The organism is Actinomyces sp. Z5 (assembly GCF_003287795.1).
Taxonomy (GTDB): Bacteria; Actinomycetota; Actinomycetes; order Actinomycetales; family Actinomycetaceae; genus Actinomyces; species Actinomyces glycerinitolerans.
In genome coordinates this window covers 1-8,469 of record NZ_QMIN01000103.1, presented here as the reverse complement: position 1 = coordinate 8,469, position 8,469 = coordinate 1, and the positions used below count along the sequence as shown (strand labels likewise).

General features: G+C 67.2%; 7 protein-coding genes and 1 tRNA gene. 3 read left to right on the top strand and 5 right to left on the bottom strand.

Annotated elements, in window-relative coordinates; translation table 11 throughout:
• The first annotated feature begins 249 nt into the window (after nt 1-249).
• The gene (locus DRB06_RS13655; RefSeq protein WP_073331036.1) at nt 250-468 is read left to right on the top strand and encodes a hypothetical protein; all 219 of its coding nucleotides are present in this window, start codon (nt 250-252) and stop codon (nt 466-468) included.
• The gene (locus DRB06_RS13650) at nt 458-1,192 is read left to right on the top strand and encodes a hypothetical protein (RefSeq protein WP_111820244.1); all 735 of its coding nucleotides are present in this window, start codon (nt 458-460) and stop codon (nt 1,190-1,192) included. Before DRB06_RS13655 ends, DRB06_RS13650 begins: the two co-directional genes overlap by 11 nt.
• A gap of 950 nt (nt 1,193-2,142) precedes the next feature.
• On the opposite strand, the gene DRB06_RS13645 is transcribed toward DRB06_RS13650, so the two are convergent.
• The 3 genes from DRB06_RS13645 to DRB06_RS13635 all read right to left on the bottom strand — a co-directional run bounded on the left by DRB06_RS13645 (nt 2,143) and on the right by DRB06_RS13635 (nt 6,641).
• Nucleotides 2,143-3,162, bottom strand: coding sequence for an NUDIX hydrolase (locus DRB06_RS13645; RefSeq protein WP_073331039.1), 1,020 nt, complete (start codon nt 3,160-3,162; stop codon nt 2,143-2,145).
• Nucleotides 3,163-3,180: 18 nt separating this feature from the next.
• A complete protein-coding gene (locus DRB06_RS13640; protein ID WP_108968861.1) occupies nt 3,181-5,805 on the bottom strand; it encodes an RNA degradosome polyphosphate kinase in 2,625 nt (874 codons plus the stop codon).
• Between the two features lie 146 nt (nt 5,806-5,951).
• Nucleotides 5,952-6,641, bottom strand: a complete 690-nt coding sequence (locus DRB06_RS13635) for a hypothetical protein (protein WP_073331044.1) — start codon at nt 6,639-6,641, stop codon at nt 5,952-5,954.
• Between the two features lie 351 nt (nt 6,642-6,992).
• Here DRB06_RS13635 and DRB06_RS13630 point away from each other — a divergent pair.
• A tRNA-Lys gene (locus DRB06_RS13630) sits at nt 6,993-7,069 on the top strand.
• Between the two features lie 108 nt (nt 7,070-7,177).
• On the opposite strand, the gene DRB06_RS13625 is transcribed toward DRB06_RS13630, so the two are convergent.
• Complete coding sequence (locus DRB06_RS13625; protein ID WP_073331047.1) at nt 7,178-7,375, bottom strand: hypothetical protein; 198 nt, start codon at nt 7,373-7,375, stop codon at nt 7,178-7,180.
• A gap of 229 nt (nt 7,376-7,604) precedes the next feature.
• A complete protein-coding gene (locus DRB06_RS13620) occupies nt 7,605-7,862 on the bottom strand; it encodes a GlsB/YeaQ/YmgE family stress response membrane protein (RefSeq protein ID WP_073331050.1) in 258 nt (85 codons plus the stop codon).
• Nucleotides 7,863-8,469 lie beyond the last annotated feature (607 nt).

Genomic DNA, 8,469 nt, shown 5'->3' with positions numbered 1-8,469 from the left:
AGATCGGGCAGAGCCTTGCTCGTGGGGACCGTGTTCTCACGGCCCGCACATCTACCCCCGAAAGTCAACCACCGTCCCGGGTTAACCTCCCAGGCCATAATCACCCCGACTTCCCCGCACCACAGCAACCAAAATCCCGATCTTTAGCAACACGTTCACGCCGATAACTCGCGAGCGAGGGGTTGACACGCCTTGGATACTTGAGGGGAAGGCGCGCCGCGCGAATCCCGCACAAAGGAGGGATGTACTGTGAGCACTGCAGTTGCGCCGCCTCGCGGCGTGGTAAAACACTTTACACGCCCGGAGCTAGAGGCCCGCAAACGAGACATCGTCAATGAATTAGAGCGCCGTTTCGGCAGCCTGGACGCGGCGCTTGCCCAGGAGTACACCGGAGACTACCCCTCGGAAGACCTGCGGCTATTCGGTGCCTACCATGACGTGCTGTTCTTACTAGAGCATGACCGATAGCGTCGACGAGCAGACCTTACGGTTTGCCAACGGCCTGACTCACACGGTCCGGGCGGTGACCGTGGAAGCTCCCGAGTTTCAGGTCAACGTTGCTGGCAATGATCCGTGGTTCGCCACCGTCCGCCCTGAAGACGAGGCGGCAATCAACCTGACCATAGGTGGTAGATGCCTGCTTGACCTCACGGTCTCTTTCCAATGCACGCTGTCTCAGAAGCATCCGTACATGCTCATCGAGCGGTCACAGTTCGGCTTGCGCCCACACGGTGGCGGGGAATGGCTTGTCCGCCTTGACTACGAGCATCACCCGGCAGGGAACCTTCCTTGTTCCCACCTTCACGTACACGCCCACAGGGATGCCTGGACGTTCCTGATGACTCGGGATGGGAAGGGCAGCCAACGACGCGCTGTCCGCCGCCGCGGTGCCGCTGACAAAACACCGCACGTCTCTGACGTCCACTTTCCCGCTGGCGGTCCGCGGCTGCGGCCTACGCTGGAAGACTTCCTGATAATGACGATTCAGGACCTCGGTGTGGATCACACGCCCAATGCGATGGAAGCCCTGACGCAGGCTCGCGCTGACTGGCGACTGGAACAAACCAAGTCCATCGTTGCATCGTCGCAAGATACCGCCGCAGATGTTCTCCGTGGCCTTGGGTGGAGTGTCACCCCACCGGATGGATACGAGCCCAAGCCGGCCTTGCCTGACTGGCTTTATCGTTACTGATCTAACTCAGCTGAGGTACTGCGGTCCCCGATTCCTATGCTTTACGGGCTCTTCCGGTTTGGGGGTGTGGTGGTTGTCTGGGGCGGCGGCAGGAGTGCTGCCGATGTCCTGGGACATGGCATGGGGTGGGGTGACGTGGGGTGGGGTGTTTGGTACGCCGGCTGGGCGTTAACAACGCTACTTAACGCTCTGCTGTATACCTCTGGGGCCTTCAGCAGACGGTTAACTGGCGTTGTTAACGCCGAAGTGGCGTTGCAGACGGCGAAGTGGCGTTGCAGACGGTCCCGCTTCCGGGCGCCGGAGCTGTCGGCAGCCAAGTGCAGCCAGGCCAGGCGTTCTGGCGTGGTGAGCCGGCGCCGTGGAGGTTCAACCCGCGTCCTCGAGCACTCCGCCCGGCCGGCGGCGAGGACGCCCCTACCGGCCTGAGGACGCCCTCGCCGGCCCGAAAACGTCCTCGTGCGCCCGACAACGACCTGCGCTGGTCGAATACGTCCTCGTCATCCCCAAACCCTCCAGCATGTGGAGGGTTTGGGGATGACGAGGACGTTCTCGGCAGACCAGCACCTACCGAGCACGACCCCGCCGGCCCGACATCGACCTCATCCGCCCCCGAGAACGTCCCCGCCGACCCGACACCGACCTCACTACCCCAACCACGACCACCGCAACCCGGACCGAAGCCACCACGCCGGAAGCACCACACCCTCAAACCGGAAGAGCCGCTTTACGAGACCCATCCACCATCGCCGGAAGGGCGAGGGCTTCTCGACGTCCGCGGCGGGCGGACACGCGCCAGGAGCCGAGCCGCGTGTACTACCCTGGTCGCGACGTCGGGCCGCGACGGGCCCCGGGCTCCAACATAAGCCGCCACGAGCGGCCATCGCGCCGACTGGCGCTCTCCGGCCCGACGTCCCTTAGACGGCACCGAAACCGCGCAGAGCAGGACGCCGTCAGCGGCCCTCAGAAAGCACCGGGCGCTGCTTCTCAATGGCCACGGCGCGGATCTTGCCGCGCGGACGGCGCGCCATGTGCACCACCATGATCTCCCCGGTCTTCAGCCACGGGTCCCGGTCCGGAACCGAGCGCAGAAGCTTGCCGGGCGCATAGTCCGAGATCGCCTCCATGACGGTCGGCAGCACCGGGCGGTGCGTGCACACGGCCACCGGCACGTCGCGCCGACGCAGCACCTTGGAAACCACCTTACGGGCGGCCTTCGGCTTGGCGGCGTGCGCCGCCTCCGTCAGCGCCGGCTCGGTCACCAGCTCCAGGCCGGCCGCCTGCGTGTACGGGGCGACGGTGTCGTAGCAGCGCCGCCACGGGCTGGTGATCACCTGGGCGACGCCGTAGGCGGCCAGCACCGGCACCAGCGCCCGGGCGCGCACCTCCCCCTGGTCCTTGGTCAGCGGACGAGTCGCCTCGTCGGTCTCCGCGTCCCGCTCCTTGGGTCGGTTCCACACCGAGCGCTTGACCGCGCGGGCATGGCGCACCAGTACGAAAGTCCAGGTGTCGAGCTTGCCGTCTTCCCACAGATCCACCAGGGAACCGAGCAGATCCCGGTCAGCCGGGTGAGTGAGCAACGTGCGGGCCTTCTTCGAGCGCACCCATTCGACGTCGTCGATCTCCGCCGCATCGGCCGGGCTCACCGGTGTGCGGGCGCGCAGGGCCGGAGAGTCGCCGGAGAGCTCGCGACCGGCCCAGTAGCGGACCTCCTTGCGGGCGCCGTCGGGCAGCTTGTAGCGCACCGTGTCCAGCGGCTGCCCGAGGGCGACCTGGATGCCGGTCTCCTCGGCCACCTCGCGCACCGCGCAGGTGCGCACCGACTCCCCCGGCTCCACCTTGCCCTTGGGGAAGGACCAGTCGTCGTAGCGGGGACGGTGTACCAGAAGAATCTCCAGGTGTCCGTTCGTCTCACGCCACACCAGGGCACCCGCCGCCCGGATCACCGCTTCTGTTTTGGACTTATCTGCCATTTCCGGAGATTCCCGCTGTCAGTGCCCGCTCCGCAGACGCGAACGCGCCCGGGTCATGAGCGTGGTCTGGATGTCCTCCAGCCGATTGCCCTCGGCGTCGTGGGTGTGCCGGGTCCAGCTGCCATCGGGCTCCAGCCACCAGGAGGAGACCGCGTCGGAGGCGGCGTGGGTGACCAGCCACTCGAGCTGGACGATCATCACCGGATCGGTGATGCGCACCAGCGCCTCCACGCGGCGGTCGAGGTTGCGGTGCATCAGGTCCGCCGAGCCGATGAACAGGTCGGTCTCGCCGTCGTTGCAGAAGGCGTAAATGCGGGAGTGCTCCAGGTAGCGGCCCAGGATCGAGCGGACCCGGATGTTGTCGCTGAGCCCGGGCACGCCGGCGCGCAGGCCGCAGATGCCGCGCACCACGATGTCGACGTCGACGCCGGCCCGGCTGGCCCGGTACAGGGCGTCGATGCAGGCCTCGTCGATGATCGAGTTGACCTTGATGCGGATCCAGGCGGGCTTGCCGGCCCGCTTGTTGGCGATCTCCCGTTCGATGCGTTCGATGAGCCCGTCGCGCACGGTGCGGGGCGCCACCAGCAGGCGGCGGAAGCGGGCGCGCGGAGCGTAGCCGGACAGCTGGTTGAACAGGGTGGTCAGGTCCTGGGCGACGTCGCGGTCGCAAGTGAGCAGGCCCAGGTCCTCGTACCCGCGGGCGGTCTTGGGGTGGTAGTTCCCGGTGCCGACGTGGCAGTAGCGGCGCAGACCGTCGGACTCCTGGCGCACCACCAGCAGCAGTTTGCAGTGGGTCTTGAGCCCCACCATGCCGTACACGACGTGCACGCCGGCGCGCTCCAGTTTGCGGGCCCAGGAGATGTTGTTCTCCTCATCGAAACGGGCCTTGATCTCCACGATCGCCACCACCTGCTTGCCGGCCTCGGCGGCCTCAATCAGGGCGTCGACGATCGGGGAGTCGCCGCTGGTGCGGTACAGGGTCTGCTTGATGGCCAGCACCTTGGGGTCGGCCGCCGCTTGCGAGACGAACTCCTGCACGGAGGTGGAGAAGGAGTCATAGGGGTGGTGCAGCAGCACGTCGTGCTCGCGCATGGCCGCGAAGATGTCCCCCGGAGTGCTGGACTCCTGGGGGGCCAGGCCGGCGGCGGTCACCGGCACGAACCGCGGGTACTTCAGTTCGGGGAGGTCCAGGTCGTGCAGCTGGTTGAGGCTGGTCAGGTCCAGCGGCGCCGGCAGCTCGAAGACGTCGTCGTCGTGCAGGTTCAAGGCGCGCACCAGGTAGCGGCGCACGAAGGGACTGATGGTGTCCTCCACCTCCAGGCGCACACTGGCGCCGAAGCGACGGCGCTCCAGCTCCTTCTCCATGGCGGTCAGGAGGTTCTCGGCGTCGTCCTCCTCCACCTCGAGGTTCTCGTTGCGGGTCACCCGGAACAGGTGGTGCTCGAGGATGTCCATCCCCGGGAACAGGTGGTCCAGGTGCCGGGCGATGACGATCTCGATCGGGATGAAGGCGGTGCCGGCCTGCTTGTTCTTGGGGTCGAGCTCCCGCCCGGGCACGGTGATCAGGCGCGGCAGCGACTGCGGCACCTTGACGCGGGCGAAGTGCTCCTTGCCGGAGCGGGGGTTGCGCAGCAGCACCGCCAGGTTCAGTGACAGGCCGGAGATATAGGGGAAGGGGTGAGAGGGGTCCACGGCCAGCGGAGTGAGCACGGGGAAGATCTGGTGACGGAAGTAGCGAGTGATCTTCTCGGCCTGCTCGGGCTCAAGCTGTTCCCAGTCGAGGATCTCAATGTTGTGCTCGGCGAGCTTGGGACGGATGTCATCCTGGAACAGGGCCGCCTGCCTGGCCATGAGCTCCTTGGTGCGCTCGGTGATGGCGGCGACAACCTGGTGGGCGTCCAGACCGGAGGCACGCACGGGTGTGATGCCGGCCTTGATGCGGCGCATCAACCCGGCCACACGCACCATGTAGAACTCGTCGAGGTTGGAGGAGAAGATTGCGGTGAACCAGGCGCGCTCCAGCAGCTGCAGGTCTTGGTCCTCGGCCTGCTCCAGGACCCGCTGGTTGAAGTCCAGCCAGGTGAGTTCACGGTCGGTGAAGCGGTCGGTGAAGGAGTCCAGCGGCGGCAGGTCAGCTTCGGGGTCGTCGACGACGACGTCACCGGCGGCATCCGGTCCGGCCGCGGCATCCGTGGAGGTGTGTGCGGTGGCGGACTCGGCCTCGGGCAGCGGCGTGGGATCCGCGGCGTCGAAGAAGCCGGTCTGCTCGTTGGCGTCGGGGGGCGAGACCGGGGTTATACCGGTGTCATCGCCCCGATTGCCCTCGGCAGCGGGGGCATCCTCGTCGAAGTCCTCGTCCTCGTACTGGGGGCCGGCGTCATCGTCGACGAAGTCGCGAGGATCGGCCGCCTCAATGACGTGATCCTCAATGATGTCCAGGTCGTCCTGGGACAACGCCTCGGCGTCGCCCGCATCCGCAGACGGCGCCGAGGCCGCGGCGAGCGTATCGGCCTCCTCGGGACTGACCGGAGAGGAACCCGGGTCGGCGGCATGCCGGGCCTGCGCGCGTGCCCAGCCGCCCAGGAAGGAGGCCAGCGGCGCGGAGTTCGTGGAGGGGGTCGCTTCGGGGTCGGGCGTCGTCATGGGGAAATCGTCCCACGTCTAGGCCGGTAGCGGGCCGTGAACCGCGCCGAGGAACCCTGTGCGGAACGCGCCGATGCCCGGCGCCGGGACAAGCGGCAGGCGCCTGCGCGAGAAGTTCGTGCGGGCCCGCACAATGTCGGGCAATCTCAGTCCAGCAGACCGACGTCGGCACGGCGGGCCGCCTCGGCCAGTTCGTCGGCGGTGGCCAGCAGCGCGGATTCGCGGCGGGTGACGCGGTGTGCCAGCTCGTCGGCGTCGTCGTCGATCCAGACCGGGCTAGAGCCGGCGGCCAGGGCCCGCAGGAAGCCGGACGTGGTGGTCAGGATGGGTACGAGCGCGGGCACGGAACCCGCAAGGCCGCCGGCGAGGACGTCGTCCAGGGCAGCACGTACATCCTCCGGGGCGGGGGCCGGGCGGGCATCGACCAGGGCCGCGTCGAGGCGGACGCGCGCGGCGGCGGCCGCGGCTTCGCTAGTGATGGCGGTCAGGTCCACGACGGTGGCGTAGCGCCGCTCAACCAGCTCCGGGTCGCGGCGGATCCACTCGCGCACGAGAAACAGCCGCCAGAGCGTGCCCGGCAGGGTGGTTGCCGGGGAGTCCGCCCACAGCTCGGCTACGGCGTCGACTCCGTGGCCGGCGACGGCGGCTACCACGCCGGCGCGGGTGATCAGCTCGACGGAGGCGTCGGTCTCGGGTGCGTCCTCGGGGAAGCCGCCGATCAGGGCCTGGGCGGCGCGGTGGGCGAGTTCGGAGGCGACGGCGGGGTCGTCGCTGCCCTCGATGTTCTCGGCCGCTTCGGGGTCGAGTCGGGCGGGGCGATGGAACTGGCGAGCCATAGGAACTCCTTGTGATCCGCGGGTGTTTGCCGGGTTGGCCGTTTCGGCGGCGCGTCGACGGCGAGTGGCCCGGTTCGCGTTGCTGGTGGCATTGTCCCGCATGGGTGAGCGGAAGCGTGAGTGGCACCCGGCGCGCGTGGTGAACAACGCACGCACGGGCAGCCCACGTGCCTGCCGCAGGCGCTTCCTGGAACCGATGGCGCATGCATGGCTCACCGACCAGTAGGGCGGCAAGCTCGTAGGTGCGGCAGGGCACGATCGCGCGCACAGCTCGCCGGCAGGGGGCGGCTGCGGAATCGGCTATGCTGACGGCGCCGACCGCGTCAGGGTTCTACTCCCGGCCGGGGGCGCGCCCCTCTAGCTCAGTTGGTCAGAGCTGCGGACTTTTAATCCGAAGGTCGTGGGTTCGAGCCCCACGGGGGGCACCAGCGAGATGCCGCTGCCGCACCCGCATACTCCCCGCCATCACGCCCCAAAGTGCGAAACATCCGTCGCCGAGGCCACCGTGCGCGCGGCACCGGGAGAGGGCCCGGCGACTACGACCAGAGCCGGCGAGCTATCAGCAGCGCGATGACCGACGCCAGCGCGACCACCCCTGCGGCCGGAATCAGGAAGGGCACCACCGCGACGTCGGCGCCACCCTCCGCTAGTAGCTCGATGGCCCCTTCGAGGAGCGTCAACGCGAGCACGGCGAGCAGCACACCGATTATATTCGCGACAACGGCAGTAATCACTGACCGCACCGTTCCCTCCTCCTTATGTACAGTGTCCCGTCACCCAGTATTCCGGTCAGCTGCAACCAGTGCGACCGTCCGGTGAAGCGGACAGAAAATGTTGGCCTGCCCTATTCTGGCGCGCAGCCATATGCGGACTAGCAATGACCTCGATTACCCGGGCCACGCAATTGAATGCCGGCACGCGGCGTGGCGAGGGGCCCACATGCCGCCTCGCCACGCCCGCGCCTCACCGCCTGCGCGCAACGGCCAGGTAGATGTAGATCGCGATCATGGCGGCGATCAGCGACAGGAGCCAGCGGATCCAGTCGATACCTGGGGTTGCGTCCACGCCGAGCGCCCCCGCGAGCCAGCCACCAACCAGTGCGCCCACGGCCCCCAGCACGATGGTCCACAGGATCGACAGATTCTGGTCACCCCGCATAATGAGCCTGGCCAGGGCACCGATAATGCCACCGAATACGACCATTCCAATGAGCTCACCCATGACGCATTCCCTTCATCTAGTGCGAAACGATGCACTCAACGCCGCAATCACCGCGTGGAGTACCGGCGCCCTAAACGCCTGGAATCAACATACACCAGGAATTCCCTGCTGTGAGACCGCTCTCCCCCGGATGCGTTAAAGCAACCGCCCACACATGCTTTTCCCGTCACCTTCCCACGTCATTCCGGTACGAACTCCAGGAAATGCACACCTTCCAGTCCGAACCTCAATGAATCCTGAGGACCGGGTGGGCCTGCTCCGGCCGCCGCGGGTTATCGGCGTGGGCGCAGTGCTTAAGTTCGGGCCGCTGGTTGGTACGGTGCGGTAAAGCCAGGAGGCTTACCCCTGGGTGGCGGTTGGTGTGCCTGTCCCGGTGGCGCGATGGGTGAGGTTGCGCAGGGGTGGACCACGGTGGATCAGGCGCGACGGCTCGCATGTTCGGGTCGACGGTTCGTGTGTTCCGGTCGACGGTTCGGCACATCCGACGACGGTTCGTGGGTGTTATGTCTCAGGACATCGGTGACAGTTCTGCCTCAGGACATCGGTGACAGTTCGTGGGTTGTTGGGGGTGACAGTTCTGGTGTGCTTTTGGGCGCATGAGCTCAGT

Coding starts and splice junctions, on each gene's coding strand:
- DRB06_RS13650 (WP_111820244.1), top strand. CDS start 458: ATGACCGATAGCGTCGACGAGCAGACCTTACGGTTTGCCAACGGCCTG.
- DRB06_RS13645 (WP_073331039.1), bottom strand. CDS start 3,162: ATGGCAGATAAGTCCAAAACAGAAGCGGTGATCCGGGCGGCGGGTGCC.
- DRB06_RS13640 (WP_108968861.1), bottom strand. CDS start 5,805: ATGACGACGCCCGACCCCGAAGCGACCCCCTCCACGAACTCCGCGCCG.
- DRB06_RS13635 (WP_073331044.1), bottom strand. CDS start 6,641: ATGGCTCGCCAGTTCCATCGCCCCGCCCGACTCGACCCCGAAGCGGCC.
- DRB06_RS13620 (WP_073331050.1), bottom strand. CDS start 7,862: ATGGGTGAGCTCATTGGAATGGTCGTATTCGGTGGCATTATCGGTGCC.